Origin of the sequence: Sphingomonas sp. PP-CC-1A-547 (assembly GCF_003610375.1) — a bacterium.
Classification (GTDB): domain Bacteria; phylum Pseudomonadota; class Alphaproteobacteria; order Sphingomonadales; family Sphingomonadaceae; genus Sphingomonas.
Genome location: NZ_RAPZ01000010.1, coordinates 700,852 through 727,127 on the forward strand (window position 1 = coordinate 700,852; position 26,276 = coordinate 727,127).

Annotated in this window: 27 protein-coding genes; 16 read left to right on the forward strand and 11 right to left on the reverse strand. The window is 65.2% G+C overall.

The window, feature by feature from the left end; all coding sequences use genetic code 11:
• The first annotated feature begins 194 nt into the window (after nucleotides 1-194).
• The 12 genes from C8J39_RS04030 to C8J39_RS04085 all read left to right on the forward strand — a co-directional run bounded on the left by C8J39_RS04030 (nucleotide 195) and on the right by C8J39_RS04085 (nucleotide 11,629).
• Nucleotides 195-1,880 (forward strand): diguanylate cyclase, encoded by a 1,686-nt coding sequence (locus tag C8J39_RS04030; RefSeq protein WP_243649714.1) that lies wholly within the window; start codon nucleotides 195-197, stop codon nucleotides 1,878-1,880.
• A 61-nt stretch (nucleotides 1,881-1,941) separates the two neighbouring features.
• A complete protein-coding gene (locus C8J39_RS04035) occupies nucleotides 1,942-2,139 on the forward strand; it encodes a hypothetical protein (RefSeq protein ID WP_120299342.1) in 198 nt (65 codons plus the stop codon).
• A 73-nt stretch (nucleotides 2,140-2,212) separates the two neighbouring features.
• The gene (locus C8J39_RS04040; protein ID WP_056060585.1) at nucleotides 2,213-2,452 is read left to right on the forward strand and encodes an exodeoxyribonuclease VII small subunit; all 240 of its coding nucleotides are present in this window, start codon (nucleotides 2,213-2,215) and stop codon (nucleotides 2,450-2,452) included.
• A gap of 13 nt (nucleotides 2,453-2,465) precedes the next feature.
• Nucleotides 2,466-3,356 (forward strand): polyprenyl synthetase family protein, encoded by an 891-nt coding sequence (locus C8J39_RS04045; protein WP_093396812.1) that lies wholly within the window; start codon nucleotides 2,466-2,468, stop codon nucleotides 3,354-3,356.
• 22 nt (nucleotides 3,357-3,378) lie between these two features.
• Nucleotides 3,379-3,885 carry a pantetheine-phosphate adenylyltransferase gene (gene coaD, locus C8J39_RS04050; RefSeq protein ID WP_056060588.1) on the forward strand — a complete coding sequence of 169 codons (507 nt, stop codon included), beginning with the start codon at nucleotides 3,379-3,381 and terminating at the stop codon, nucleotides 3,883-3,885.
• A 212-nt stretch (nucleotides 3,886-4,097) separates the two neighbouring features.
• On the forward strand, nucleotides 4,098-4,826 hold the full coding sequence (locus C8J39_RS04055) for a peptidylprolyl isomerase (protein WP_120299343.1): 729 nt from the start codon (nucleotides 4,098-4,100) through the stop codon (nucleotides 4,824-4,826).
• Nucleotides 4,827-4,833: 7 nt separating this feature from the next.
• Entirely contained in the window at nucleotides 4,834-5,859 is a 1,026-nt protein-coding gene (gene queA / locus C8J39_RS04060) for a tRNA preQ1(34) S-adenosylmethionine ribosyltransferase-isomerase QueA (RefSeq protein ID WP_120299344.1), read from the forward strand.
• An 8-nt stretch (nucleotides 5,860-5,867) separates the two neighbouring features.
• Nucleotides 5,868-6,323, forward strand: coding sequence for an EF-hand domain-containing protein (locus tag C8J39_RS04065; RefSeq protein ID WP_243649715.1), 456 nt, complete (start codon nucleotides 5,868-5,870; stop codon nucleotides 6,321-6,323).
• A gap of 1 nt (nucleotide 6,324) precedes the next feature.
• The gene (gene tgt, locus C8J39_RS04070; RefSeq protein WP_120299346.1) at nucleotides 6,325-7,476 is read left to right on the forward strand and encodes a tRNA guanosine(34) transglycosylase Tgt; all 1,152 of its coding nucleotides are present in this window, start codon (nucleotides 6,325-6,327) and stop codon (nucleotides 7,474-7,476) included.
• Complete coding sequence (locus C8J39_RS04075; protein ID WP_197978314.1) at nucleotides 7,473-7,670, forward strand: hypothetical protein; 198 nt, start codon at nucleotides 7,473-7,475, stop codon at nucleotides 7,668-7,670. Before tgt ends, C8J39_RS04075 begins: the two co-directional genes overlap by 4 nt.
• An 8-nt stretch (nucleotides 7,671-7,678) precedes the next feature.
• Nucleotides 7,679-10,510 carry a pitrilysin family protein gene (locus C8J39_RS04080; protein WP_120299347.1) on the forward strand — a complete coding sequence of 944 codons (2,832 nt, stop codon included), beginning with the start codon at nucleotides 7,679-7,681 and terminating at the stop codon, nucleotides 10,508-10,510.
• 144 nt (nucleotides 10,511-10,654) lie between these two features.
• Nucleotides 10,655-11,629: a cell wall hydrolase gene (locus C8J39_RS04085; protein WP_120299348.1), complete on the forward strand. Its 975-nt coding sequence runs from the start codon at nucleotides 10,655-10,657 to the stop codon at nucleotides 11,627-11,629.
• A gap of 147 nt (nucleotides 11,630-11,776) precedes the next feature.
• Here the strand turns inward: C8J39_RS04085 and C8J39_RS04090 are convergent, their stop codons facing one another.
• The 7 genes from C8J39_RS04090 to C8J39_RS04115 all read right to left on the reverse strand — a co-directional run bounded on the left by C8J39_RS04090 (nucleotide 11,777) and on the right by C8J39_RS04115 (nucleotide 15,968).
• The gene (locus C8J39_RS04090; RefSeq protein ID WP_056060610.1) at nucleotides 11,777-12,007 is read right to left on the reverse strand and encodes a hypothetical protein; all 231 of its coding nucleotides are present in this window, start codon (nucleotides 12,005-12,007) and stop codon (nucleotides 11,777-11,779) included.
• A 105-nt stretch (nucleotides 12,008-12,112) separates the two neighbouring features.
• Nucleotides 12,113-12,325, reverse strand: coding sequence for a cold-shock protein (locus C8J39_RS04095; RefSeq protein WP_031394996.1), 213 nt, complete (start codon nucleotides 12,323-12,325; stop codon nucleotides 12,113-12,115).
• Nucleotides 12,326-12,603: 278 nt separating this feature from the next.
• Nucleotides 12,604-13,017, reverse strand: a complete 414-nt coding sequence (locus C8J39_RS04100; RefSeq protein WP_156362209.1) for a glycine zipper 2TM domain-containing protein — start codon at nucleotides 13,015-13,017, stop codon at nucleotides 12,604-12,606.
• Nucleotides 13,018-13,094: 77 nt separating this feature from the next.
• Nucleotides 13,095-13,541, reverse strand: coding sequence for a DUF3597 domain-containing protein (locus C8J39_RS04105; protein ID WP_120299349.1), 447 nt, complete (start codon nucleotides 13,539-13,541; stop codon nucleotides 13,095-13,097).
• Nucleotides 13,538-14,851 carry a hypothetical protein gene (locus C8J39_RS04110; protein ID WP_120299350.1) on the reverse strand — a complete coding sequence of 438 codons (1,314 nt, stop codon included), beginning with the start codon at nucleotides 14,849-14,851 and terminating at the stop codon, nucleotides 13,538-13,540. The genes C8J39_RS04105 and C8J39_RS04110 overlap by 4 nt, the downstream gene beginning before the upstream one ends.
• Nucleotides 14,848-15,090 (reverse strand): hypothetical protein, encoded by a 243-nt coding sequence (locus C8J39_RS18455; RefSeq protein WP_132833308.1) that lies wholly within the window; start codon nucleotides 15,088-15,090, stop codon nucleotides 14,848-14,850. The genes C8J39_RS04110 and C8J39_RS18455 overlap by 4 nt, the downstream gene beginning before the upstream one ends.
• A 548-nt stretch (nucleotides 15,091-15,638) precedes the next feature.
• Complete coding sequence (locus tag C8J39_RS04115) at nucleotides 15,639-15,968, reverse strand: hypothetical protein (protein ID WP_120299351.1); 330 nt, start codon at nucleotides 15,966-15,968, stop codon at nucleotides 15,639-15,641.
• A 170-nt stretch (nucleotides 15,969-16,138) separates the two neighbouring features.
• On the opposite strand from C8J39_RS04115, the gene C8J39_RS04120 reads away from it, so the two are divergent.
• Nucleotides 16,139-16,411: a BrnT family toxin gene (locus tag C8J39_RS04120; protein WP_120299719.1), complete on the forward strand. Its 273-nt coding sequence runs from the start codon at nucleotides 16,139-16,141 to the stop codon at nucleotides 16,409-16,411.
• Nucleotides 16,371-16,670 (forward strand): BrnA antitoxin family protein, encoded by a 300-nt coding sequence (locus C8J39_RS04125; RefSeq protein WP_120299352.1) that lies wholly within the window; start codon nucleotides 16,371-16,373, stop codon nucleotides 16,668-16,670. The genes C8J39_RS04120 and C8J39_RS04125 overlap by 41 nt, the downstream gene beginning before the upstream one ends.
• Here the strand turns inward: C8J39_RS04125 and C8J39_RS04130 are convergent.
• Together C8J39_RS04130 and uvrA are read right to left on the reverse strand one after the other, a co-directional pair.
• The gene (locus tag C8J39_RS04130) at nucleotides 16,667-18,103 is read right to left on the reverse strand and encodes an SEFIR domain-containing protein (RefSeq protein ID WP_120299353.1); all 1,437 of its coding nucleotides are present in this window, start codon (nucleotides 18,101-18,103) and stop codon (nucleotides 16,667-16,669) included. The two genes, C8J39_RS04125 and C8J39_RS04130, sit on opposite strands and share 4 nt — an antisense overlap.
• Nucleotides 18,103-20,997 (reverse strand): excinuclease ABC subunit UvrA, encoded by a 2,895-nt coding sequence (uvrA, locus tag C8J39_RS04135; RefSeq protein WP_120299354.1) that lies wholly within the window; start codon nucleotides 20,995-20,997, stop codon nucleotides 18,103-18,105. The genes C8J39_RS04130 and uvrA overlap by 1 nt, the downstream gene beginning before the upstream one ends.
• Before the next feature lie 215 nt (nucleotides 20,998-21,212).
• Here uvrA and C8J39_RS04140 point away from each other — a divergent pair, with 215 nt between their 5' ends.
• Both C8J39_RS04140 and C8J39_RS04145 read left to right on the forward strand, forming a co-directional pair.
• Nucleotides 21,213-22,034 (forward strand): energy transducer TonB, encoded by an 822-nt coding sequence (locus tag C8J39_RS04140; RefSeq protein WP_120299355.1) that lies wholly within the window; start codon nucleotides 21,213-21,215, stop codon nucleotides 22,032-22,034.
• A 103-nt stretch (nucleotides 22,035-22,137) separates the two neighbouring features.
• Complete coding sequence (locus C8J39_RS04145; RefSeq protein WP_120299356.1) at nucleotides 22,138-22,725, forward strand: hypothetical protein; 588 nt, start codon at nucleotides 22,138-22,140, stop codon at nucleotides 22,723-22,725.
• A 65-nt stretch (nucleotides 22,726-22,790) separates the two neighbouring features.
• Here the strand turns inward: C8J39_RS04145 and C8J39_RS04150 are convergent, their stop codons facing one another.
• Nucleotides 22,791-23,942 carry a GGDEF domain-containing protein gene (locus C8J39_RS04150; RefSeq protein ID WP_120299357.1) on the reverse strand — a complete coding sequence of 384 codons (1,152 nt, stop codon included), beginning with the start codon at nucleotides 23,940-23,942 and terminating at the stop codon, nucleotides 22,791-22,793.
• Between the two features lie 939 nt (nucleotides 23,943-24,881).
• The gene (gene lpdA / locus C8J39_RS04155; RefSeq protein WP_120299358.1) at nucleotides 24,882-26,276 is read right to left on the reverse strand and encodes a dihydrolipoyl dehydrogenase; all 1,395 of its coding nucleotides are present in this window, start codon (nucleotides 26,274-26,276) and stop codon (nucleotides 24,882-24,884) included.

A 26,276-nucleotide genomic window follows, 5' to 3' on the forward strand; every position in this document is an offset into this window, starting at 1 on the left:
GCTCGCGCCCGGTTCCGTCGTTAAGACACGATCGGCGGTGAGCACGAAACGACCTCGCGAAGCCGATAGCGTGGTTCGAATTGCGAGCCAAATCGGCATAAATCGATCCAGTATGGTCGAAATCCGATTGATTACGCCGTCGTACGGGCGCCTCTTTACCATTAATTGGCGAAGGCGGCTTAGACGGTGTCTGCATGACGTTCGGGTTTCGTATCACTTGGCTCATCGGCATCGTTGCGACGGCGTTGGCGATGCTCGGTGCTGCACCGGCCGAGGCCCGGACCGGGCAACTGCTCGATGTCTGTATTACGCGGGCTACCCCAGGACTTTCCGTACCTGCCTTGTTTCGAACGCCTTCACGGTTCGACTGCACCACCCCCCAGTCGGCCTATGGTTCGGGCGATTTCTGGGTTCTGTCGCAGGTTTTGCCGACGAACCTGACGCACATCCCTGATCTGCGTGCCCTGACCGCGAGCGTCTGGCAGGATCGCGTCACGCTCTTCGTTCTTTATGCAGACGGCGCAATCCGCCGCACCGGGTTCACCAGTCGTACGTCCGGCCGCCATCTCATGATCGGCGCAACCCTGTCTCTGACGCTGCCGCCGCACGTTGCGCCCCCCGTCCGCCTGCTTTGGCACGTCGAGGGTTCGGCGAATTTGCGGGGCGTCGTACTCGGACCGACACTCGCAACGGCCGCGGAAGCCGCAGAGAGCGAGATCATCCTGTCGGCGCTGTATGCAAGCTTCGGCGGGATGGCGATCGCGTTGATCGTCTACAATCTCGCGTTGTGGGGGGCGCTTCGACAGTCGTTCCAGCCGGTCTATTGCCTGCTGGTGCTGTGCTTGCTCGGATACGCCTTTTCGTCGTCGGCCGCGCTGGGCCAGCTTGTGCCGTCGCTCGACAACAACGTCCGCTTGAAGCTCAACGTATGCCTGCTGGCGATCTGTGCGGGCATGGTCCTCGTCTTCGCGCGTGCTTTCTTCGAGCGCACAGTGTTCGACGGCTGGCTGCGCCCCGCCAGCAACGTGGCGCTCGCGACGCTCGCTACTGCCGGGATTGCGTTCGCGATCCTGGCACCGTGGCAGATCTACTGGCTCGATCGGTTGCTGACGCTCAGTTACATCCCGCTGATCGCGCTGGTGCCGCCGGTGCTGTACCGAGCCTGGCGGGTCCGCAGCAGCTACCTCTGGATGTTCACGCTCGCCTGGGGCGCGCCCATCGTCTTTGCCAGCCTGCGGATCGCCGGTGCGCTGGGGCTGATGTCGTGGAGTTTCTGGATCGATAATTCGACGATGATATCCATGATGCTGGAGGCGTTGCTGTCCAGCCTGGCGATCGCGTACCGGATCCGGCTGCTCAGCGTCGAACGCGACGACGCGCGCGAACAGGAGATCGCGGCGCGGTTGCTGGCGGATACCGAACCCCTGACTGGGTTACTTAATCGTCGTGCGTTCCTGGATCGCGCGATCGGACGCACGGGCGATCAAATGCTGCTGATTGCCGACGTCGATCACTTCAAGCACGTCAACGAGACGATCGGCCACGATGGCGGCGACGAAGTCCTGAGAGTCGTGGCGCGGGTGTTGCGCAACGCGGTGCCGCCCGACGCTCTGGTCGCGAGGATCGGCGGCGAGGAGTTCGCTATCCTCATCGACGCGACCACGCCGGTCCTGCCCGACACGATCCTCGAGCGATTGCGCAGCCAGCGCATGCCGTTCGACATGGCGATAACCGCCAGCATCGGCTGCTGTACGGGGCCGCTGCAGCGCGAATCGGACTGGAAGGCGCTGTATCGCAGCGCCGATCGCGCGCTGTTCGCGGCCAAGGGCGCCGGGCGCGATCGGTCGCGCGACGCAGGCATACTGCCGATTGCCGCTTAAAGCCGGTTCGCTTGCGAAACGGCAACGCGTGAGCCATGATCGCACGCCTGGGAGATCGACGATGCGGAACCGGAAACTTGTGCTGGCGGTGGCGGGGCTTGCGCTCGTGACGCTCGCCGTGCGTCATCCGACCGCAGACTTCCGGCTGATTACGCACGACAACAGCGACCCGTCGCCACACCGGATGCAGGCCGTCGTCGATTTCGGACTGGTCGGTGTCTCGGTCTTGTACACCTGGACCGTCAACCGCCTGCGGTAAGCGCCTGCCGCATATCTGGCGTCCTCTCGCGCGTCCTTGACCCTCGTCGCGTGCCTGCGCCATAGCGACGGACATGGACACGCCGATCGAAGACCTCGCGTTCGAGGATGCACTGAAGGAACTCGAGCTTATCGTCGGGAAGCTGGAAAGTGGCGACACGCCGCTTCAGCAGGCGATCGAGCTGTACGAGCGCGGCAACAAGCTGCGCCAGCGTTGTGCCGACCGGCTCGATGCGGCGCAGGCGCGGATCGAGGCGATCCGGCTCGACGGCGACGGCAAGCCTGCCGGCGTCCGCCCGTTCGCGGCGGGCTGACGCGGTGAGCGGGATGCCCGTCACGCTTGATGCCGCGCTTGCCGAGGTCTCCGCGGAGATCGACCGGCAATTCGACCAGTTGCTGACCATTCCGGACGATCCGCGCGGCGACCTGTACCGCGCGATGCGGCATGCGGCGATCGGTGGCGGCAAGCGACTGCGGCCCTTGCTCGTGTTCGCGACCGCCAATCTGTTCGACGTGGCGCGCGAATGCTCCGCACGTGCGGCGACCGCGATCGAGGCGATCCACGTCTATTCGCTGATCCACGACGACCTGCCGTCGATGGACGACGACGACATGCGCCGCGGCAAGCCGACCGTGCACAAGGTGTTCGACGAGGCAACCGCGATCCTGGCGGGCGATTGCCTGCACGCGATGGCGTTCGAGATCCTCGCCGATCCGGCAACGCACGCCGATCCGTTCGTTCGGATCGAACTGGTCATGGACCTCGCGCGGGCTTCCGGGCCGAACGGTATGGCGGGTGGCCAGAAGATGGATATCGAGGCGGAGAACACGCGCTTCGACCTCAACACCGTGACTCGGTTGCAGCAGATGAAGACGGGTGCGCTGATCTCGGCTTCGGTCGAGGCTGGCGCAATTCTCGGGCGGCTGCCGCCGGAAGGTCGCGTGGGACTTCGCGGCTATGCGCATGACCTGGGGCTCGCGTTTCAGATCGCCGACGATCTTCTCGATGCCGAGGGCGACGAGGCGGTGGTCGGCAAGTCGCTGCGCAAGGACGAGGTGGCGGGCAAGGAGACGTTCCTGTCGCTGCTCGGGCCCGAGCGTGCGCGCGAACAGGCGCGGATGCTCGTCGACCAGGCGGTCGCGCATCTGCACAGCTATGGCAAGGAAGCCGACCTGTTGCGGGATATCGCCCGTTTCGTGCTCGAACGCGACCGCTAGAACTACAACCGGGGAGATCGGCATGACGGCACGGATTGGGGTTTACCCGGGGACGTTCGATCCCGTCACGCTGGGGCATATGGACATCATCCGGCGCGGCGCGAAGCTGGTCGACCGGCTAGTGATCGGCGTCACGACCAATCCGTCGAAGTCGCCGATGTTCACGATCGAGGAGCGGATGGCGACGGTGCGCCGCGAGGTTGCGGACGTCGATGGCGATATCGAGGTGGTCGCGTTCGATTCGCTGCTGATGGACTTTGCCGAGCGGCAGGGCGCGAAGGTGATCGTCCGGGGCCTGCGGGCCGTCGCTGATTTCGAATATGAATATCAGATGGCGGGGATGAACCAGCAGATCAATCCGCGCGTCGAGACGGTGTTCCTGATGGCCGACGTAGCGTTGCAGCCCATCGCGAGCCGGCTGGTGAAGGAGATCGCACTGTACGGCGGAAATATCGCCAAGTTCGTGCCGGAGTCGGTGCGCGAAGAGGTGGTCGCGCGGGTCGAGAAGATCGGCCGCAAGGGTAGCTGACTTTCTTTGGCCCTCCCTGGAAGGGAGGGTTGGGGGTGGGTCGGGTTCCGCTTGGCCGAACGTTTGAGGCTCAAGCGAGCCTACCCACCCCCAGCCCTTCCCTTTCAGGGAGGGGAGCAGTGATCCCCCTCACGTTCAGATTGGCGCAAGCGGGGATTTGCTCTAAGTGGCGGCAGCCTGGTTGCGCCGGGCCTCTTTCGAGTGGGAATTTGATGCGCTTTTTCGTCGGAATGTTCGCGTTGCTCGGGTGCCTGGTCACGGTACCGGCTGGTGCAGCGCAGAAGAAGGAAGTCGTGGCGCCTGCCGTTCGCGCGACCCCGCCCCTGACCACGGATACGCAGAACCTGCTGCTGCTCGACCTGTCGACCGGCGGGCGCGTGACGATCTGGCTGCGCCCGGACGTCGCGCCGCTGATGGTCGAGCGGATCAAGACGCTCACCCGCCAGCATTTCTATGACGGCCTCGCGTTCCACCGCGTGATCGATGGCTTCATGGCGCAGGGCGGCGATCCCAAGGGCGACGGCACCGGTGGCTCGACGCTCCCCGACGTGAAGGCGGAGTTCAATTACCTGCCGCATGTTCGTGGTGCCGTCTCGGCGGCGCGGTCGGACAAGGAGGACAGCGCGAACAGCCAGTTCTTCATCGTCTTCCAGCCGCGACTGAGCCTCGACAAGAAATATACCGTGTTCGGTCGCGTGCTCGACGGAATGCAGTATGTCGACGCGATCGAGCGCGGCGAGCCGCCGGCGAACCCGTCGCGGATCGTCCATGCGTATATCGCGGCCGACAATCCTCCGGCGTACATGGCTGGGCCGCCTGCCCCCGCGCTCGGTGCACCGGTGACGTTGCCGGGCACGGCTTCGGGGCCGAGCGCGGCCAAGCCAAAGCTCGCGCCGGCCGCTCGCAAGGCGCCGGTAAAGAAGGCTCCTGCAAAGAAGTGATTCCACGTTGAACGTCGACCTTTTCGACTTCGACCTGCCGACCGACAACATCGCGCTCCGCCCCGCGGCGCCGCGCGATGCTGCGCGGATGCTGGTGCTCGAAGGTGATGCGACCCGCGATGCGGGCGTATCCGACCTGCCGTCAATGCTCCGGCGCGGCGACATGCTCGTGTTCAACGATACGCGCGTGATCCCGGCGCAGCTCGACGGGCGGCGCGGCGATGCAAAGATCGGCGCGACGCTCCACAAGCGCGAGGGGCCAAGGCGGTGGCGCGCGTTCATTCGCAACGCGCGGCGGCTGCGCGATGGCGACGTGATCGAGTTCGGCAACGGCGTCAGCGCAGCGGCGGTCGATCGCGAGGACGATGGGAGCTACGCGCTAGTGTTCGCGGGCGACGAGCCGGTCGAACTGCTGCTGGAACGCGCGGGCCACATGCCCCTGCCCCCGTATATCGCCGGCAAGCGCCCCACCGACGAACGCGATGCGGACGATTACCAGACGATGTTCGCATCCGAGCCGGGCGCGGTCGCGGCGCCGACCGCTGCGCTGCACTTCACGCCGAAGCTGATGGCAGCGCTGGAGGCGGCGGGGATCGAGCATGCGACGCTGACGCTGCATGTCGGCGCGGGGACGTTCCTCCCCGTGAAGGCGACCGACACCACCGAGCACAAGATGCACGCCGAGTGGGGCCGGATCGACGCCGCCACCGCCGATCGGCTTAACGCGGTCCGCGCGAACAATGGTCGCGTCATCGCGGTGGGGACAACGTCGCTGCGGCTGATCGAGAGCGCGACCGGCGAGGACGACGTGATCCGTCCATTCGACGGCGACACCGCGATCTTCATCACGCCGGGATACCGGTTCCGCGGGATCGACGGGTTGATAACCAATTTCCACCTGCCGCGCTCGACGTTGTTCATGCTGGTGTCGGCGCTGATGGGGCGCGAGCGGATGCAGGCGGCATATGCGCATGCGATCGCCGGGAAGTATCGTTTCTACAGCTATGGCGACGCCTCGCTTCTGCTGCCATGACGGGCGGCATGCTGCTCGCGCTCGCTCTGCTCCAGGCCATCGTTGCCGCCCCGCCGCCCGCGGGCACACCGCAGCCCCCCGCGACGATCTTCGCTGAGCCGGCTGCGCTGTTCATCGCCGCGTGCGATGCGAACGGTGATGGCCGCGTGACGCAGGCCGAACTAACCGTGGGCATCGTGCGGAGTTACGCCACGGCTGAAGGCGCCGCGTCGGGCTCGATCGGGTACATCGCCTTTGCCGACTGGGCGCAGGCGTGGCTCGGCGATCGCAACGCATTGCCGAGCCCGTTCGAGGTCGACCGCGATGGCGATAACCGGATCACGCTGGCCGAACTCCAGGCGCGGTTCGCGCAGTTCTTCGCGCGGTTCGATCGCGACAAGGATGGCATGCTGACTCGCGCCGAACTCATCACCATCCGCGGCGCGCCGGCCGGCGATCGCTACGGCATCCGCAAGAAAAAGTAACATGACCACCCGCCCTCGCTTCGACTTCACCATCTCCGCCACCGACGGCAAGGCGCGTACCGGCGTCATCGCGATGCAGCGCGGCGACATCCGCACGCCTGCGTTCATGCCGGTCGGCACCGCCGCGACCGTCAAGGGGATGAAGCCCGCTGACGTTGTCGGTGCGGGCGCGGACATCATCCTCGGCAACACCTATCACCTGATGCTGCGGCCGGGGGCCGAACGGGTCGCGCGACTGGGCGGACTGCACGCGTTCTCGGGCTGGTCGAAGCCGATCCTGACCGACTCCGGCGGCTATCAGGTGATGAGTCTCGCGGACCTGACCAAGCGCTCCGAGGAGGGCGTGTCGTTCAAGTCGCACCTCGACGGCACGCGGCATCTGCTGAGTCCCGAGCGGTCGATCGAGATCCAGCGGCTGCTCGGCTCGAACATCGTCATGGCGTTCGACGAGCTCGTGCCGACGACTTCGACGCGGGAGGTGCAGGCGGCGGCGATGGAGCGATCGATGCGCTGGGCCAAGCGGTCGCGCGCGGCGTTCGATGCGGGTGAAGATCACGCCGAGAACAACGCGATCTTCGGCATCCAGCAGGGTGCGCTGAACGAGGGCTTCCGCAAGTCGTCTGCGGATGCGCTGATCGATATCGGCTTCGATGGCTATGCGGTTGGCGGGCTCGCGGTCGGCGAGGGGCAAGAAGCGATGTTCGGCTGCCTCGATTTCGCGCCGGACCAGTTGCCGGTCGACAAGCCGCGCTATCTGATGGGGGTCGGCAAGCCCGACGACATCGTCGGTGCGGTCGAGCGCGGGATCGACATGTTCGATTGCGTAATGCCGACCAGATCGGGGCGCACCGGCCAGGCCTTCACGCGGACCGGCCCGATCAACATCCGCAACGCGAAGTTTGCCGAGGACATGGGGCCGCTCGATCCCGCCTGCCCCTGCCCCATCTGCGCGACCTGGGGCCGGGCGTATCTGCATCATCTCGTCCGATCGGGCGAAATGCTTGGCGCGATGCTCATGACGGAGCATAACATCTGGTTCTACGAAACGCTGATGGCGGATCTGCGGGCGGCGATCGCCTCGGGCACGCTGACGCAGTTCGCGAATGAATTCCGTGCGGTGTATGCCCGGAAGAGTGAAGGAGAGCCCAAGTGACCATCAAGATCGACAGCGACACCCCGAACGAAATCCTTGCCGCCGCGAAGGAAGCGAAGTTGCAGGCGGAAGCCGCCGCGCACAACGCCGCGGAGAAGGCCAAGAGCTGGCCGCTCGCGAAGATCGGCCTGGGCGTCGGCATCGGCTCGGCGGCGATCGCGGGCGCGGTGCTGTTCGCGAACCGCAACAAGTAAGGATCCCGATGCGCCTTCTCCGCTCCGCTTTGCTGCTGACCGCAGCTTCTTTCCCGGTAGCGGTGGGGGCGCAGACCGCACCTACCCCGACGCAGGTTTCGGTTAAGCCGATCGCCTATACCGAGCGCACGCTGCCGAACGGCCTGCGGGTGTATGCGATCCGTGACACGGGCACGCCAAACGTGTCGGTGCAGGTGTGGTACGACGTCGGCTCGAAGGACGATCCCAAGGGCAAGTCCGGGTTCGCGCATATGTTCGAGCATCTGATGTTCAAGTCGACGCGCAACCTGGTGTCGGAGCAGATGGATCGGCTGACCGAGGATGTCGGCGGCTATAACAATGCGTCGACCAACGACGACTATACCAATTATTACGAAGTGATTCCGGCCAACCACCTCCAGCGTCTGCTGTTCGCGGAGGCGGACCGGATGGCGAGCCTCGTCGTCGAGCCCAAGAGCTTCGGCTCGGAGCGCGACGTGGTGAAGGAGGAACTGCGCCAGAGCACGCTCGCGCGGCCGTACGGCAAGCTGTTCTCGCTCTATTATCCGGCACTTGCCTATTCCACACATCCTTATGCGCGTGGAACGATCGGCAGCCTGGAAAATCTGGAGGCCGCCGGGATCGACGACGTCCGGGCGTTCCATGCGACCTATTATCGGCCGGACAATGCCATCCTGGTGGTGTCGGGCAATTTCGATCCGGCGCAGTTGAACGGCTGGGTCGACCAGTATTTCGCGGGCATCAAGAAGCCGAGCGCAGCGATCCCGCGCGTGACGGTGGCCGAGCCTGCGCGAACCCAAGCCGTGACGCGCACGGTGTACGAGCCGAACACGCCGCTGCCTGCGGTGCTGGTCAGCTATCATGTGCCGGCGGACCGCGATGCGGATATCGCCGCGTTGACGGTGCTGAAGGCGGTGCTGGCGACCGGCGAGAGTTCGCGGTTGTACGAGAGCGTCGTGTACCGTGACCAGCTTGCGCAGTCGGCCGAAGCGTTCCTGGATACCAAGCAGGCGACCGGCAACATGGTCGTGTATGCGATCCTCGCGGGCGGCAAGACGGTCGAGGCGGGTGAAGCCGCGTTGAAGCGCGAGATCGCTCGGTTCGGCGATGCGCCGGTGACCACCGCCGAACTAGCGGAGGCGAAGAACGAGATCCTTACCCAGTCGATCCAGTCGCGCGAGACGGCCGAAGGCAAGGCAAGTACGCTGGCGTCTGCAGTGCTGGTCGACGGCGATCCGCAGGCGGCTGACAAGCAATTGGCGGCCATCGCGCGGGTGACGGCGGCAGATATCCAGCGGGTTGCGCGGAAGTACCTCGGCGACAACCAGTCGGCGACGATCCGGTACATGCCGCTTTCGGCCAAGCCTGCGGGCGGTGTCGCGGATGCGATCACGGTTGCACCGACGGTGCAGGTTGCCGACCTGAAGGCGCCGGCGAACATCGAGATCGTGACGCCCGCGCCTGAGGGGCAGCGCGTCCAGCCGCCCGCGCCGAGCGCGTCGGTTTCCCCGACGATCCCGCAGCCGGTCGAAACGCGGCTCGCCAACGGCATGCGGCTGGTGACGGTCGAGCGGCACGACCTGCCGATCGTCACCGCGTATCTGGTGACTGCCGGTGGTGCAGCGACCGATCCGGCTAACCGGGCCGGCGTAAGCAGTTTGTCGGCGGAACTGCTTACTAAGGGCACGCGGACGCGCTCGGCGACGCAGATCGCACGTGCGGTCGAGGGACTTGGCGGGTCGATCGGCAGCTCGGCTGGCAGCGATGGCGCCGCGGTCGACGTGACGGTGAAGTCGGACCAGCTCGCGCCGGCGATGGCGATCCTCGCCGACGTCGCGATCAACCCGGCGTTTGCGCCCGAGGAGATCGAACGGGCACGGACGCAGCAGGTCGATGCGGTGACGCTGGCGTTGAAGGATCCGGCGCAGGTCGCGGGTCTGGTTGCGGATCGTGCCGTGCTCGGGGCGTCGCCCTATGGTGCGCCGAACGGGGGCACGCCGCTGTCGTTGAAGGCGATCACGCGGGCCGACATCACGGCGGCGTATGCGCGGAGTTTCCAGCCGGGCCAGACAACGCTGATCATGGTAGGCGACATCACTGCCGCGCGCGCCAAGGCTTTGGCGGAGGCGCAGTTCGGTTCTTGGAAATCGACCAGCACGGCAACCGCGAGCGCGCCACAGGTCACGTACCCGAAACCTCGTGTCATCGTCGTCGACATGCCGGAAGCGGGTCAGGCGGGCGTCGTGGTTGCGCGTCCTGCGATCGCGCGGTCGGATGCACGCTATTATCCGCTCGCGGTCGGCAATACCGTCCTGGGCGGCGGCTTCTCGTCGCGGTTGAACCAGGAGATCCGGATCAAGCGCGGGCTTGCGTACGGCGCGGGCAGCGGGCTCGATGCGGGGAAGACGCAGGGCACGGTCGCGGCGCGGACTCAGACCAAGAACCCGACGGCAGCCGAAGTCGTGACGCTGATCGCCGCCGAAATGACGCGGATGGGGGCGTCTCCCGTGCCCGCTGCAGAACTCGATACCCGCAAGGCCGTGCTCGTCGGCAATTTCGGACGCGGGATCGAGACGACGTCGGGCGTTGCCGGGATTTTGGGCGCCTATGTCCAGAACGGCGTGCCGCTCGGCGAACTCCAGCGCTACACCGGTTCAGTGGGCGCCGTTGATCCGGCGGCGGTACAAGCCGCGGCGGTCGCGCTGCTCGACCCGAAGGCAGCGAGCATCGTCGTGGTGGGCGACGCCAAGCAGTTCATCGAACCGCTGCGCAAAGCCTATCCGAACGTCGAGGTCATCCCCGAAGCCGCGCTGAAGCTCGACACCGCAACCTTACGGTAAGCGCTTGCTGCTACGGTGACCGTCCGTCCCGCGGTGGGACGGATTGAATCCGTGCGCGATCGGTCCGGCCAAATCGGCTATGCCCGGCTCGACAGGCAAGTACGAGGAAAGCGATTGCGCGTTCGGTTGCAGACGGTTCGGTTGATGAAGCGCATCTGGGCGGCGATGGTCGTCACGTTGTTGATCATAGGTGCCGGAATCTCTGCCCACGCCGCACTCCGGGCGATATCGGCCCGGAACGCGGCGAACGACCGCGCCAGCGTCGCCTCTCCGGTACAGGTCACGGCCCCCGCCGCTACGCTGGCCGAGCAGGAGATCGCCGCTCCTGCGGCTGGTGTTACGGGGACCATCGACCTCCCGGATTTGCCAATCCCGGCCGGTGCGACGCTCGACGCGGGCATCGTCCCCGCACGGCCTTTCTCGATGGCAGGCGCATCGGCGCTGGACCGCGACCGCGCGCTGCAATGCCTCACCGCGGCGATCTATTACGAAGCGGCGTCGGAACCCGATGTGGGCCAGCAGGCGGTCGCGCAAGTCGTCCTCAATCGTGCGCGGCATCCTGCCTTCCCGGGAACGGTGTGCGGCGTGGTTTACCAAGGCTCCGAACACGCAGGGTGCCAGTTTAGCTTCGCGTGCGACGGCGCGATGACTCGGGTGCCGGCGCGCGGGGCGTGGGTCCGCGCAGCGCGCGCGGCAGGTATGGCGCTGGCCGGCTATGTCTACGCACCGATTGGGTTGGCGACGCACTATCATACCTATGCTGTGACGCCTGCGTGGAACCGGAGCATGGTGATGACCGATGTCGTCGGTGCGCATTTCTTTCATCGGTGGAAGGGGTATTGGGGTACTTCGGCCGCGTTTAGCCAGCGTTACGCCGGTGGTGAACCGGTGCCTGGGCCACATATGTCAGTGCAACCGATTGCGCCGCCCACACCGCAGATGATCGCAGCTGCCACGGCTGGAGCTGTCTCCGTCCCAGTGCCGGCTACGGTGGTAGCGACTGTTGCGCAGGCCAAGCCTGCTACTCAGACACCCGCAATACCGGCTGCTTCCGACATGCTACCGCCAGAGTCGCAGATCCTCGACCGGTGGAAGGATTCGGGTAAGCCACTGAAGTAAGTTGCGGCAACCTTCCACGGTGCTGCGTAAGCGGCCTCGGAGTTGACGTTCCTCAGAAGTTGTTTCGCACAAAGACACAAAGAAAAACCCGGGTGCATCGCTGCATCCGGGTTCTACTAAAAACAAATCGAACCTTGGAGATCGAGCCTATTCGGCGGGGACCATCGACGGGGTGCCGATCATCATGCGCTCGCCACCGGGGGGAGCGGCTTCGCGGGCGGCGCGGAGGATTTGGGTGCGTTCGGCGCGTGAGGCCATGTCGTCCCACGCCTTTTCGGCGCGGCGGCAGCGATCGCGGACGTTGTCGAGGAGGGCGGCATCGCCGTTGCGACGCTCTTCATCAGCACGGGCCCGGTAAAATTCTGGATTATCGGCCATGCTGGTGCGCTCCTGCGGGAAATTTCAAAGGGGTGATGCGGCGACCGTAATGGCCGCCGCATCGCAACCGAGATCAGGTTGGCGGACAATAATCCGCCAGCGAGATCAATCGGCTGGCTGGAGGTTCACGGCCGACTGCTTGCCACGCTTGTCGGGCTCGAGCTCGTAGGTGACGCGCTGGTTCTGGTTCAGCGTCGGCATGCCGGCGCGCTCAACCGCGGTGATGTGCACGAATGCATCGTTGCCGCCGCCATCCGGCGCGATGAAGCCATAGCCCTTGTCGGCGTTGAAAAACTTGACGGTTCCGGTGATAGCCATGAAGTGGCTCCTTCTTAGTAGAGAGTAACCCGACGTTCGGGCGACCCGTGCCGCGGAGCAGGGAAAGAAGGAGAAAGGTGCCGCAAAGCGCCAAGAACCGTCGATATGCGACTGTAGCTGAGCGCTATATGGGCCAAGACCGCCCGAATTGCAAATCTTGCCGGTAAAATGGGTCAAGAACTGCGTCGATTTACGCAGATAATATTTTCGCGCGCGCCGCGGGTCGCAGCGATAATTTAAAACGACCGGCGCCGATATTTCGGCGCCGGTCGAGGGATTTAACGGCAGCGGGTGTCGTTGCTGGAGCGATCCACCGCACGCCCTGCGAGCGCGCCGCCGGCCGCACCGAGGACGGTGCCGAGCAGGCCCGAGCCACCGGGAGCGATGACGTTGCCGAGCACGCCGCCTGCGACTCCGCCGACGATCAGGCCGGTGGTGCCGTCGTTGCGGCGGCAATAATACCGGCCGTCATTGCCACGATAGACACGGTCGTTGCGCGACAGGCGGCGCTCGCGATACCGCGCATCGTCGCGGTAATAGCGGCCGGCGTCGTAGCCGCCGTATGCAGGATCTACCCGGTTATAGTCGTAAGAGCGGTAGCGCGGGTCGACGCCGTAGCGGCTGCCTCCGTCGCCGACGCAACCGGCGACCATGGTGGAGGCGGCCAACAGGCCCAGCATCGCAACGCGCATTTCGTGTCCTTTCAGTAGGTTGATACTGGAAGCGTAATGATCGGCGCCATCATTTGGTTGCCGGCGCCTATCCCAGATCAATCCTTGAGGTTGGCTGGCACGGTGCCGCCGTTCTTCTCCAGCTCGCGCATCACGGCCTTGATCAGCCACATGTTCATTTCGGCGCTGCCGTCCTTAGCGCCTGTGTAGCCGAGCTCGGTGGCGAGCTCCTTGCGGTTGTCGAGGCTCGAATCGAGATCCAGCAGCTTCATCAGGTCGACGATCGAGGTGCGCCAGTTGAGATCGGAGCCCTTCTTCGAGGCGATGCCAGCGAGGACGGCCTCGACGTCGACAGCCTGGGCGGGCGCGGCAGGCGCAGCCTGCGGGGTCGGGGCGGCGGGCGTCGGTGCAGGCTGGGCGGCCGTGGTCTGCGGTGCGGGCGCGGGTGCCGGTGCGGGCGCAGCCTTGGGCGTGCCAAAATGGCCGCTGCCGAGCGGGCCGTGCTCACCGAAGATGGCGGACTTGATCTTGCTGAAGATGCTCATGGGGGTACTCCGTTGACTATGCGTATGGCGGGAGAACGCCCGGTGGCGGATTTGGGTGCAGCGTCCGCAGGCGTCGGCGCCAGATTGGGTGCGGTGTGCGATTGGCCGGGCGGCTGGCCGGGCGACTGGCCGGGACCGGCGCCGGACGAAGCGTCGTTACGGGGTTCTGGGTCAGGCTTTCTCGGGCGATCCGGATCGAAATCACGGGCCAGCGCAGCGACGCGCGCCATATCGGTCGCGGCGACCGCATCGACCTCGTCGTCCTCGATCAGCCCGCAGCTCACCGCATAGCCGATGAACCAGCTGTAACGGTCGGCGCCCTCGACGACGACGCGCTCGGCGGTCTCTCGGTCGTACGGCGCATCGAGGATGATCGCCTCCTCCCGGGAACATTCGCGGCTGTAACCGTCGTCGCCGAAAGTGCCGCCATTGCCTTCGTCGAAGTCGCTCAGCGGCGGGAAGCGGGTGCGCCAGGCACTGGTGAACTCGTCCCACCAGACCGGACATTCGCCGTCGGGTCCGCCCGGTTCGACCGCCGGAAGTGCAGAAAGTGCAGACGCTGGCGCAGGTTTTGCGGGCGCAGGTTTGGCGACAGGTTCGGATGCGAGACTGAGCAACCCGGCGGCCTCGGCGCGTGCCCATTGCTCGGCGGTCCAGCCGGCGCGGGCGGCGGGATCGAGATCGGCGACGTCGATCTCCGACGCGAGGCCTGCGTTGCTGCGAAGCCAGCGGTCCGCGCGGGCCAGCGCCACGATCGGCGCCATCCCCTCCCCTGCGTCGGACGATCGGACACGCTCGCCGAGGAACAGGCCGGCGCGGGCGGGCCCTGCGTCGCGCTCGACGAGGTCGAGGAACGCGTCGAACTCGGTCGCGATCAGGCGTGCGGCGGCATTGGTGGTCTCGCTCTCCTCGGCATGGCGATCGAGCCGGGCGAGCAGCGACATGGCGAGGCGGTTGTCGAAGCGGTGGCGTTCGATCACGTCGCCGTCGGGCTTCGTGAGACGCTCGATCTGGCCGAGCATCGCGCGGCAGAACAGCGCCTCGGCGACGATCGGCCGCGCGACGAGCTTGGCGGCGTCCCAGCCGAGCGCGAACGCCGCGCCCGCTGCACGGCGGCGCAGGCTGTACGCGGCGCGTGGCGACAGGCCGACGCTGGCGGTCGCCTCGTCGACGGTTGCGCCCTCGGCGATGCGTTCGAGGAAGCCGCGCTGGCGCTCGGGCGACCAGCCGTCGATGCGCTGGCGATGTTGCCGCGTGAAGGAGTCGATGGGCGGCGCGTCGACACCCTGGTCATGGAGAGCGGCGGTCACTTGCGCATGGTCCGGGCGAGTGCGGTCCATCGGTCGCGGTTGGCGGCGATCTCGGGCGATACGGGGATGCGGTTGCCGATGCGGCCGGCGTCGACATGCGCTTGCCACGCCATGACGTGGCGGACCGCGTCTGGGAGATGGTCGGGGATTGGGGGTTCGTATCGCGGCCTGGGCGCGGGGACCGCGCGCCTGGCCAAGTGGCAGGGTCGCGGATCGGCCGGGGTGGGTGCGTTTGCCATGATCGATCCTCGCCTGAGAGAGGACCGATCAGGTATGCCGGATCGGGGTGTGTAGGACAGCGGTTTTATGGGGTAGGTGCGGGATGCCGCGGTGGGTTGGAGTTGCGGTCTTGTTCCCTCGCGAACGCGGGGGTCCAGGAGCCACGAGTGCTGTCCCGCTTGGTCCTGGGCTCCTGCGTCCGCAGGAGAACACGGGGGGATATGATGGCCCCTCTCCCGTCACACCGGACCCTTCGGCTTTGCTCAGGAGAGCCTTGTTCCGGTATCCACCGTTCCGCACACCGCCGCTATCGAGTTCGCGGAACCGTGGACCCCGGAACCAGTCCGGGGTGACGGAGCAGGGGCGGTGGCGTTGAGATCAGCTTTGACGGGCCGGGCCATTGCGATCCTCCCCCGCCAGGGGGAGGTGGCACCGCAGGTGACGGAGGGGGAGGTGGCACCGCAGGTGACGGAGGGGGAGGACACGGAACGAAGGTGGTCGCCCCCTCCCCCTCCGTCTGGCAAGCGCCAGCCACCTCCCCCTTGCGGGGGAGGATCAGGAAGGCGTCTCAGCCGAGCGTCGAGCCGCGATCCGCGGCGAACGACGGGGCCGGGCCGGTGGCCGGGCGGAGCGACTCGCGCTCGGCCTTGGTGGGGACCGCAGTGGGGTCGGGGCGGAAGGCGTCGGGCGCGCGATCGGTCGCACCCGGGCGGGGCTTGTCGAGCGCGAGATCGGGCGCGGCATGCTCGGCGGGGTTGGCCTTCGACCGCAGGAACACCGCCAGCAACGCACCCCCGAGAGCGATCGCCGCGGCCCCGATCGACAGCGCGTTGATGCCGAAGGTCTTGGCCTTTGGCTTGGGGCTGGGGGCGGGCTTGTGCGGGTGAGGCTTGGTCATGGGAATGTCCTTTGATGCAGCGTCGGAAACGGACGGTCGGCGGCAGGGGTTCCGCTTTGCGCTGGCGACCGAGATGCGTCCGTTACCGATGCGATTACCCTTGCTGTGTGTGATGCCACGCTATGCTCTCATTGACGGTCACATTGTTGTAGTTACCTAAAGGGTCGGATGTGGAGATCAGCTTCGACCCGGTAAAGCGCGCTTGGACGCTGGCGGAGCGAGGTCTGGACTTCGCCGATGCAGGCAAGGTGTTTGCGGGGACGGTTTTCGAGTTCGAGGACGAGCGCGTCGCGTATCCCGAGCGCCGCTATTCGACGATCGGCATGCTCGAAGATCGCATGGTCGTGGTAATATGGGTCGATGCCGAAGACGGTCGGCGCGTCGTATCGATGAGGAAGGCCAATGCCCGAGAACGCACGCGATTTGAACGCTACCTCGCTTGATCCCAACGACGACGCGCCGGAGTGGACGGACGAGATGTTCGAACATGCCGAATTGGCGATCAACGGCAAGGTGATCCGGCCGGCGACGGGCTATCTGGGACCAAACGGCGTCGTAAAGGGTCGCCCGCCGCTGCGCGACCGGGCCAAGCAGCAAGTGACGTTGCGGATCGACCCGGACGTACTGGCGAAGTTTCGCGAGGGCGGGCCGGGCTGGCAAGGGCGGATCAATGCGGCTTTGCGAGAGGCGGCGGGGCTTTAGTCCTTCCACGACTCAAGTATTGCAACAAGATTGGTTAGCTGAACAACGTCAACAGAAGACCAAGCTCCGCTCCACTCCGGATTCTTGATTTGTCTCGTATTAAACTTTTCTATCAGCGCCGCTAAATCAGCTTTCGTTTTCAGGCCCAGCAAACTTAGGATCGAGCTTCTACTTTTTGAACTTGTTGCTCGAATGTACCATGGCAGTACGCCATGTGCGTCTGAAACATATACCGCCGAGTCTGGCCACCAACGGTCTCCTGAATTAGCGGATCGAATGAACAGGGCTATGTCAGCTTGTACAAAGTTCCTGAAACTAAATCCCGCAGTATCGCATACTTGTTTAATCAGGTCTCCATGTAAAGAAAGCCGCCTAAGCTTAAGACGGTCGTTTCGTGCCTCAAGTGAGCGTAGATAGGATCCTATCCGACCAAACGATACGCTTTTGGCGGTCATGCCGCCATGCTCATCCAAAACAAACGGCTCGGCCAGTATTGCGTCAGCCGCCTGCCCGTGACCATTGTCCATAAGAACGGCTACCGACGCTACAAGCATGAATTGCCCGTAAAATTTTACGAAATCCCCACTCCAGTTGGTATTTCCGCCTTCGTATTTTGAAAGCAATCGCTCGAGGTAGCGATGCATTTCATCGCTAGCAGTTTGAGCCGAAAGCTCGCTCTTTCGCACGGACTGCTCAAACACCGTAATTACGCGTGAAATCAAGCCCGGCAACGCGAGAATATCGTTATAGATCTGCTCGTCCTTTGGCACACCTTCAACATCTTGAGAAAATGGCAGAGCCTCATCAGTCGATATATTACGAAAGAACTCTACTACCGCGCTTACACTACCCGATCCGTCCGGTTGAGTGCGGGTTATTCGGCTAAATTCTGCTTGACGGCGAATGACCGGAGATATGTTATTATCACTGAAAGCCGGGGGCTGCCCAATTTCTGGTTCAATATACAAGGGCTTATCGTAACACCATCTCAATAGTTGCTCTAAACGATCCTCATACAAATCGTCATTAACAAAATCTATATAGATACGGGATCGAAGAAATGCGGGTAGTATTGCTCGGTCATTTTCGTCATTTTCGCGACATATGGCAACAAACTTGGTCTGGTCAACTTTTCCGTACAGTTCACTTGACATAATCTGAGATTCGGCACCAACACCACCGACGCGCTGATCCGCGCGCTCCGCATACTTCCGGTCGCTTATAATAATAACTTTGTTTACATCTGCATCTGTAACCATTTGCTCCATAAATGCATGAGCATCCTGACCCTCTCTCAGATGCCACTTGTCAAGAACAGTATCTATCCCGTTTGTTCGCAAATCAGTAGCAAGTTGGATTACCCAATCCATATGCTTTTGATCGGTCCAACTATAAGACACGAACAGTTTGCGTTTAATTTCTTCGATCGCCATTACGCCGCCACTACCCGCTTCTCCAGCAACGGCGCCAGATACTTCCCCGTAAAGCTGCCCTTGGCCTTTGCCACCTTCTCCGGCGTGCCTTCGGCGATGATCTCGCCGCCCTTGACGCCGCCTTCGGGGCCCAGGTCGAGGACCCAGTCGGCGGTCTTGATGACGTCGAGATTGTGTTCGATCACGACGACCGTGTTGCCTTGCTCGACCAGCGCGTGGAGGACCTCCAACAACTTGCGTACGTCCTCGAAGTGGAGCCCGGTGGTGGGTTCGTCTAGGATATACAGCGTGTTGCCGGTGGCGCGGCGCGAGAGTTCCTTGGCGAGCTTGACGCGTTGCGCTTCGCCGCCCGAGAGCGTCGTCGCCTGCTGGCCGACCTTGACGTAGCCGAGGCCGACCTCGACCAGCATCGCCATCTTGTCGCGGATCGGGGGGACCGCCTTGAAGAACTCGGCGGCGTCCTCGACCGTCATGTCGAGCACGTCGGCGATCGAATGGCCCTTGAACTTCACCTCGAGCGTCTCGCGATTGTAGCGCGCGCCGTGGCAGACGTCGCAGGTGACGTAGACGTCGGGGAGGAAGTGCATCTCGATCTTGAGCACGCCGTCGCCCTGGCACGCCTCGCAGCGGCCGCCCTTGACGTTGAAGCTGAAACGGCCGGGCTTGTAGCCGCGCGCCTGCGATTCCGGCAGGCCGGCGAACCAGTCGCGGATCTGCGTGAAGCTGCCGGTGTAGGTGGCGGGGTTGCTGCGCGGGGTGCGGCCGATCGGCGACTGGTCGATGTCGATGACCTTGTCGAGATACTGGAGGCCGGTGATCTTGTCGTGCTTGCCCTGGACGATGCGCGCGCCGTTCAGCTCGCGTGCGGCGGCGGCGTAGAGCGTGTCGATCGTGAAGCTCGACTTGCCCGAGCCGGACACGCCGGTGATGCAGGTGAAGGTGCCGAGCGGCAGGCTGGCGGTGACGCCGCGCAGATTGTTGGCGACCGCGTTGTGGACGGTGAGCTTCTTGCCATTGCCCTTGCGCCGCGTGGCGGGGACGGGGACTTCGCGCGTGCCGTTGAGATAGTCGGCGGTGATGCTGCCTTTCGACTTGAGGATCTGCTTCAGTGTGCCCTGCGCGACGACCTGGCCACCGCGGACGCCGGCGCCGGGGCCCATGTCGATGATGTAGTCGGCGGTGCGGATCGCGTCCTCGTCATGCTCGACGACGAGCACGGTGTTACCGAGATCGCGCAGACGGCGGAGCGTCTTGAGGAGCATGTCGTTGTCGCGCTGGTGCAGGCCGATCGAGGGCTCGTCGAGGACGTAGAGCACGCCGGACAGGCCGCTGCCGATCTGCGACGCGAGGCGGATGCGCTGGGACTCGCCGCCTGACAGTGTGCCGCTGGTGCGGTCGAGGTTGAGGTAGTCGAGGCCGACATTGTTGAGGAAGCCCAGTCGCTCGACGATCTCCTTGAGGATGCGTTCGGCGATCGCGTTCTGCTGGTCGCCGAGATGCTGCGGCATGTCGGTGAAGAACTGGAGCGCGTCGACCACCGAGAGATGCGTGGCGTAGGAGATGTCCTTCATCGCGATCTTGACCGCGAGCGCTTCGGGTTTCAGGCGCGCGCCGCCGCAGACCTCGCAGGGGGCGGCGGACTGGTACTTGCTGAGCTCCTCGCGCATCCAGGCGGAGTCGGTCTGGAGCATGCGGCGGTTGAGGTTGCCGATGACGCCCTCGAACGGCTTGCTGACGTCGTATTTCTTCTTGCCGTCGATGAAGGTGAGCGTGACGGGCTTGCCCTTCGAGCCGTGCAGGATGACGCTCTGGACCTCCTGCGGGAGGTCGGACCAGGGGGTCTCGATGTCGAACTTGAATTCGCGCGCGAGACTGCCGAGGACCTGCATGTAATAGGGCGACGGCGGGTTGGATTTCGCCCAGGGCACGACCGCGCCCTTCTTGATGCTGAGCATGTGGTTGGGGACAACGAGGTCTTCGTCGAACAGCAGTTTCTCGCCCAGGCCGTCACAGGCCGGGCATGCGCCTTGTGGGGCGTTGAACGAGAACAGGCGCGGCTCGATCTCGGAGATGGTGAAGCCGCTGACCGGACAGGCGAATTTCTCGCTGAACACGATGCGACCGTCGGGGGCGTTGTTGCCGAGGATCTCGGACTTGGGGGTGTGCGGCTCGACCGGGTCGGCGGGGTCGACATAGGCGAGGCCGTCGGCGAGTTTCAGCGCGGTTTCGAACGATTCCGCGAGGCGCGTGGCGATCTCGCCGCCGACGACGAGGCGGTCGACGACGACTTCGATGTCGTGCTTGTACTTCTTGTCGAGCGCGGGGGCTTCGTCGATGTCGTGGATCGTGCCGTCGATCCGAACGCGCGCGAAGCCTGCCTTCTGCCACTCGGCGAGTTCCTTGCGGTACTCACCCTTGCGGCCGCGGACGACGGGGGCGAGCAGGTACAGGCGCGTGCCTTCGGGGAGCGCCATGACGCGGTCGACCATCTGGCTGACGGTCTGCGCCGCAATCGGTTCGCCGGTGGCGGGCGAGTACGGGATACCGACGCGCGCCCAGAGCAGGCGCATATAGTCGTAGATCTCGGTGACGGTGGCGACGGTCGAGCGCGGGTTGCGCGATGTCGTCTTCTGCTCGATCGAGATCGCGGGCGACAGGCCCTCGATGTGGTCGACGTCGGGCTTCTGCATCAGTTCGAGGAACTGGCGGGCATAGGCGCTGAGGCTCTCGACGTAGCGGCGCTGGCCCTCGGCGTAGATCGTGTCGAAGGCGAGGCTCGACTTGCCCGAACCCGAGAGGCCGGTGATCACCGTGAGCGTGTCGCGGGGGATGTCGATGTCGACGTCCTTGAGGTTGTGCTCGCGCGCGCCGCGTACGGAAATCTTTGTCAGCATGAGGCTGGTTCTACTTCTGTTCTGATCGGGAGACTAGTGGGAGAGATAGGAATGCATGAGGCCGGGTGCCAGTTCATCCGGGACGATCGATTGCGCGGCCGATTGCGCGGCGGGCGATCGAGGCGTCGACGCGGCTTGCAACCAGGCGGCGTATTTTGGAGAACCGGCAAACGTGACGGGGTGCAAGGGGATGATGCGATGACGAGTATTTCCGGATGCCGCTGATGCTGGGGCTGGCCGCCGCCGCGGCGCTGGCCGAGCCGACCGCGGCCGCGCCGTTGACGCCGGCGGGCAAGTGGAACATCGATTTTGGCGCGACCGCCTGCATGCTCGGCCGCACCTATGGCACCGGCAAGGCGGAGACGATTCTCGCGCTGCGTCGGCTGCCGCTGGCGTCCACGCTCGAGCTGATGGTCTACACCAACGATCGTGGCGTGACGATGCGGCTGGGCCAGGCGAAGATCGGCATAGTCGGCGGGGGATCGGATGACAGCCGGTACGAGAGCTATCCGACGCAGGCTTCAGGGAAGCGGATGACGCGCATGCAGGTCGATGCCACGCTGTTCGAAACGCTGCCCGCCGATGCCGTCCTGCGCATCGCCCCGGACAAGATGTCGGGCTGGGCGTTCGCGATGCCGAATGCGAAGGCGGCGTTCGAGGCCCTGGCCAAATGCAATGATTCGACGGCGAAGCAGTGGGGGATCGACCCGACCGAGCGTGCGCGGATCGCCCAGCCTGCCAAGGCGACGACGCGGCCCGAATACTGGATCGGGCCCGACGATTACCCGAGGACGATCGTCGGCAAGGGTGCGCAAGGGACCTCGACGGTCCTGTGGACGATCGGCCTCGATGGGCGGGTTGCGGATTGCCGGCCCGTGGTGACGAGCGGCGAGGTCGAACTCGACAAGGCGGCCTGCAGCGCGATCATGCGGCATGCGCGCTACACGCCGGCGCTTGGCTTCGACAGCAAGCCGATGGTCAGCCACGCGACGCAAAAGGTGACGTGGCGATTGCCGGGCGCGTGGTCCGGCAACTGAGCGACCGTCGCGGCTGGACGGGGCGAAGGCGCCGGGGTTGCACTCCGGTATCGGTGTATTATCTTGTTCGTACACACAGACGCGGAATGGCACAGAGGACGACATGGGCAAGAAGAAGGACGAGCGGAAGCGGCGCGAGCGCGAGGCCGAGATGGCGGCGGCTCAGGGGCACTCGGGTGCTGGGCATGAGGGCCATGAGGGCCATGCGCATGACGCGCACAAGCATGGCGCGCACAGGCATGAGGGCCGGAAGCACGAGGGTCGCAAGCATGAAGGCGGCGCGCCGTTCGCGGGGATCGCTGCTACCATCGCGCGGCAGATGGGGACGCCGGTCGGGCGGCAGATGATCGCGGCGGGGCTGATGGCTGCGGCGACGGCTATCTCGAAGCACGACGCGAAGTCGAGCGCCCGGCCTACGCCGCCGACGCCCCCTGCCCCGCCTTCCCCTGCCTCGTCCTCGGCACATGCTGAGCCTGCAGCGTCGAAGGTCGAGCCGGACGTGGCGACGGAGTCCACCAAGCCGCAGGGCAATGGTCCGTTCGCCGGGGAGACGCGGGAGCCGCCACGGAGCGACACGAACGCGCTGCCGCCGGAGTTCGCGAAGGTGCTGGACTCGGTTACGGTGGGGTTGGAGCGGTTGTTCGTCGGGTTCGGCAAGCCGACCGCGAAGAAGGACCCGCCTGCCGCTTGAGTGTGCAGGGCCGCGACGCCGCGCGTGGCGTTGCGGCCCTTTCGGGGCGATCCGAAACGCGCGGCTCAGGCTGCCTTTATGTAGATGGCCGGTTGGCGGCGGTCGCCCTTTGCGAGGTACATCGCGCGGTCTGCGCCTGCGATGAGGTCGACGATCGGCGTGTCGGGCTCGCCTTCGACGACGCCGATGCTGACGCCGAGCGTGCCATGCGTGGCCATGCGCGGTGCCATGGCCTGCGCGAACCGGGTGGCGATACGGTTGCCGATCATGGTGGCCTGCGCCGCCGGGATGTCGGGCAGCACGCAGACGAACTCGTCACCGCCCCAACGGATCAGGTGGCCTTGTCGGCCGACGGCGTCGTGGGCGATCTCTGCAAAGCTGCGGAGTGCGGCGTCGCCGGCGGCGTGGCCGAGCGTGTCGTTGAGCGTCTTGAAGCGATCGAGATCGAGCATCATCACCGTCAGCGTGCGTGGCGCATGGCGGCCGGCGAAGGTCTGCGCGATGCGGTCCAGGCCAGCGCGGTTGAACGCACCGGTGAGCCAGTCGCGCTCCATCTGATCGAGCAGCAGGTTCTGGCCACGCTCGGCCTGGAGGATCAGGAGCGAGAAGGCGCGGAAGATGATGAAGGCGATCTGGCCGGCCGCGAGCCAGGCGCCGAGATCGTCGTGACGGCCGGTCAACTGCGTGCCGATGCGGTCGCCGTAAGCGAGCCAGGCGCGGCCGAGGAACATCGGTATGGTGACCGCGAACAGCGCGGCGACGATCCAGCCGGTCTGTAGCGAGTCACGGCGCGCGAGACGGATGGCGACGATCACCACGACGAGGTCGAACCCGGCGCGGATGACGCTGAGATAGGCGACGCGGAGGTGGAAATGCGCCGGGTCGTGCGTGAACCACAGCGGCAGGCCAAGGACCGCGGCGATCGCGAGCATCGACGTGAGGCGCGCGTCGGGACGGCTGAACTTCACGACCGCACCGGCGATCAGCGCATAGCCCATCACCACCGCGGGGTTGCCGATGCTGGGCGCCCAGGGGAGGCCGATCCGATCGTTGAGCACCGCCATCAGCGCGCCGCAACCCGCGATCAGGTGGCCGGCGCCCCATAGCCCTGCCCACGATCCGAACCGACCGGTCGCGAGGGGGATGAGGTGGATGAACCCGGCGACCAGCATGCCGAAGCCTGCGACGACGTAGAGAGTGGAGAGATCGAGCGCCACGGAAACCTGCTTGTTCGTTCGTTGCGCGGACTAATAGGTTGGCTTTGCTAAGGATTGGTTCCGGTTGGGGGTGCGGGGGCGGAAGTTTGCGGGTTTTTGGTTTGGGTGGGTTTGCCTTGACGGGCCTCGCCGCGCGTTGCGCGCCACTCTGATCGCGCTCGGTTATTGCGTTCCTCTTCCCCGTCATCCCGGCGGACGCCGGGACCCATGGTCGCGGACCGGGCGATGGTGGGGCGATATCGCTGGGTCCGCCGTAACCGTGGGTCCCGGCGTTCGCCGGGATGACGGAAGGGGGTGTAGGTGGGTGAGTTTTAAAGGAAACCGGAGCTTAGGGCCTGGTGTGGGTGATGCCGTCAAAGACCTTGCAGATCGTGAGCTTGCGGCGGTTAACGTTGCCACTTGATCGCGCCCCTGCCCCCTAACCTCCTTCCCCTACCCCTCCTACCCCCCGTCATCCCGGCGGACGCCGGGACCCATGGTCGCGGACCGGATAGTGATGGGGGGATATCATTGGGTCCACCGTAACCGTGGGTCCCGGCGTTCGCCGGGATGACGGGAAGGGGTGAGTTGGGGTTTGCGGGTGGACGGGGCGTGGGCGAACTGGCGAACTGGCGAACTGGCGAACTGGCGAACTGGCGAACTGGCGAACTGGCGAACTGGCGAACTGGCGAACTGCGGCAACATCCATCCCCCCCGATCGAACTCAACCTTTGCCCCCTTGCCTTCGCCTTCGCCTTCGCCGCCCTCGCGCTGCACCTTCAACTCTCTCGCTGCAAACGCAAAGAGGGCGCCGGTGGATTGCCACCGACGCCCTCTCGAACTTACTTCACTCGCAGATGCGAAGCCCTGCTTGGCCGGACAGGGGCAAAGCCCCTGTCGTCGGACGGCGCTGGAGTGCCGCCGGCCGGGCACGCCCCTCAGATACGCATTTAGCTTTTGCTAAATGTGTATGGGCTTGCCTTGCACTGCCATCGCGGCTTCCTTGATCGCCTCGGCATGCGTGGGATGCGCATGACAGGTGTAGGCGATGTCCTCGCTGGTCGCGCCGAATTCCATTGCGATGGCGGCTTCGGCGATCAGCGTTCCCGCCAGCGACGACACGATCCAGACGCCGAGGACACGGTCGGTCTTGGCGTCGGCGATGATCTTGACGAACCCGTCGGTGTCGCGGTTGGTCTTGGCGCGGCTGTTCGCGGCGAACGGGAACTTGCCGACCTTGATCTCGGTCTTCGCCTTGGCGGCTTCTTCCGTGAGGCCGACGCCGGCGATCTCGGGCATCGTGTAGACGACGCTCGGGATGACGTCCTCGTTGACGATGCCGGTCTGGCCGGCGATGTTTTCCGCGACCGCGACGCCCTCGTCCTCGGCCTTGTGCGCGAGCATCAGGCCGGGAATGCAGTCGCCGATCGCCCAGACGCCGTCGACCTTGGTGCGGAACGAGTGGTCGGTTTCGATCTGGCCGCGCTTGTTGAGCTCGAGGCCGATGGCTTCGAGGTTGAGGCCGTCGACGTTCGCTTTCCGCCCGATCGAAACGAGCACCGCGTCGGCGGTCAGCGTCTCGGCCGCGCCACCCGCGGCGGGCTCGACGGTGACGGTCGCGACGCCGTCAGCGACGGTGACGCCGGTGACCTTGGTCGAGAGCTTCAGCTCCATGCCCTGCTTCTTGAAGAGCTTGGCGGTCTCGCGGCGGACTTCGCCGTCGAAGCCGGGGAGGATCTGGTCGACGAACTCGACGACCGTGACCTTCGCGCCGAGGCGACGCCAGACGCTGCCGAGTTCGAGACCGATCACGCCGCCGCCGATGACGACCATGTGCTCGGGGACCTTCGGAAGGGCGAGCGCGCCGGTGCTGTCGACGACCGTCGTCTGGTCGACCTCGACACCGGGGAGCGGCATCACGCTCGAGCCGGTGGCGATGACGATGTTCTTCGCGGTGACCTTCTGGCCGGCGATCTCGACGGTGTGCGCATCCTGGAACGCGGCCTTGCCCTTGAGCCAGGTCACCTTGTTCTTCTTGAACAGGAATTCGACGCCGCCGGTCAGTTCCTTGACGGCCTTGGCCTTCTCGGCGTGCATCTGGTCGAGGTTCAGCGTGACGCCCTGGAAGTCGATGCCGAACTTCGTCATGTGGCCGCCCTTGGCCTCCTCGTAGATCTCGGAGGCGTGGAGCAGTGCCTTGGACGGGATGCAGCCGACGTTGAGGCAGGTGCCGCCGAGCGTCTCGCGGGACTCGGCACAGGCGGTGCGCAGGCCGAGCTGCGCTGCACGGATCGCCGCGACGTAACCGCCGGGGCCCGCACCGATCACGAGGACGTCATAGTCGTAGTCAGCCAT

Excerpts from the sequence above, each read along its gene's own strand:
- C8J39_RS04030 (WP_243649714.1), top strand. The coding sequence starts at position 195 with ATGACGTTCGGGTTTCGTATCACTTGGCTCATCGGCATCGTTGCGACG.
- C8J39_RS04035 (WP_120299342.1), top strand. The coding sequence starts at position 1,942 with ATGCGGAACCGGAAACTTGTGCTGGCGGTGGCGGGGCTTGCGCTCGTG.
- C8J39_RS04040 (WP_056060585.1), top strand. The coding sequence starts at position 2,213 with ATGGACACGCCGATCGAAGACCTCGCGTTCGAGGATGCACTGAAGGAA.
- C8J39_RS04045 (WP_093396812.1), top strand. The coding sequence starts at position 2,466 with ATGCCCGTCACGCTTGATGCCGCGCTTGCCGAGGTCTCCGCGGAGATC.
- coaD (WP_056060588.1), top strand. The coding sequence starts at position 3,379 with ATGACGGCACGGATTGGGGTTTACCCGGGGACGTTCGATCCCGTCACG.
- C8J39_RS04055 (WP_120299343.1), top strand. The coding sequence starts at position 4,098 with ATGCGCTTTTTCGTCGGAATGTTCGCGTTGCTCGGGTGCCTGGTCACG.
- C8J39_RS04065 (WP_243649715.1), top strand. The coding sequence starts at position 5,868 with ATGCTGCTCGCGCTCGCTCTGCTCCAGGCCATCGTTGCCGCCCCGCCG.
- tgt (WP_120299346.1), top strand. The coding sequence starts at position 6,325 with ATGACCACCCGCCCTCGCTTCGACTTCACCATCTCCGCCACCGACGGC.
- C8J39_RS04080 (WP_120299347.1), top strand. The coding sequence starts at position 7,679 with ATGCGCCTTCTCCGCTCCGCTTTGCTGCTGACCGCAGCTTCTTTCCCG.
- C8J39_RS04085 (WP_120299348.1), top strand. The coding sequence starts at position 10,655 with ATGAAGCGCATCTGGGCGGCGATGGTCGTCACGTTGTTGATCATAGGT.
- C8J39_RS04090 (WP_056060610.1), bottom strand. The coding sequence starts at position 12,007 with ATGGCCGATAATCCAGAATTTTACCGGGCCCGTGCTGATGAAGAGCGT.
- C8J39_RS04095 (WP_031394996.1), bottom strand. The coding sequence starts at position 12,325 with ATGGCTATCACCGGAACCGTCAAGTTTTTCAACGCCGACAAGGGCTAT.
- C8J39_RS04100 (WP_156362209.1), bottom strand. The coding sequence starts at position 13,017 with ATGCGCGTTGCGATGCTGGGCCTGTTGGCCGCCTCCACCATGGTCGCC.
- C8J39_RS04105 (WP_120299349.1), bottom strand. The coding sequence starts at position 13,541 with ATGAGCATCTTCAGCAAGATCAAGTCCGCCATCTTCGGTGAGCACGGC.
- C8J39_RS18455 (WP_132833308.1), bottom strand. The coding sequence starts at position 15,090 with ATGGCAAACGCACCCACCCCGGCCGATCCGCGACCCTGCCACTTGGCC.
- C8J39_RS04115 (WP_120299351.1), bottom strand. The coding sequence starts at position 15,968 with ATGACCAAGCCTCACCCGCACAAGCCCGCCCCCAGCCCCAAGCCAAAG.
- C8J39_RS04125 (WP_120299352.1), top strand. The coding sequence starts at position 16,371 with ATGCCCGAGAACGCACGCGATTTGAACGCTACCTCGCTTGATCCCAAC.
- C8J39_RS04130 (WP_120299353.1), bottom strand. The coding sequence starts at position 18,103 with ATGGCGATCGAAGAAATTAAACGCAAACTGTTCGTGTCTTATAGTTGG.
- uvrA (WP_120299354.1), bottom strand. The coding sequence starts at position 20,997 with ATGCTGACAAAGATTTCCGTACGCGGCGCGCGCGAGCACAACCTCAAG.
- C8J39_RS04140 (WP_120299355.1), top strand. The coding sequence starts at position 21,213 with ATGCCGCTGATGCTGGGGCTGGCCGCCGCCGCGGCGCTGGCCGAGCCG.
- C8J39_RS04145 (WP_120299356.1), top strand. The coding sequence starts at position 22,138 with ATGGGCAAGAAGAAGGACGAGCGGAAGCGGCGCGAGCGCGAGGCCGAG.
- lpdA (WP_120299358.1), bottom strand. The coding sequence starts at position 26,276 with ATGGCTGACTACGACTATGACGTCCTCGTGATCGGTGCGGGCCCCGGC.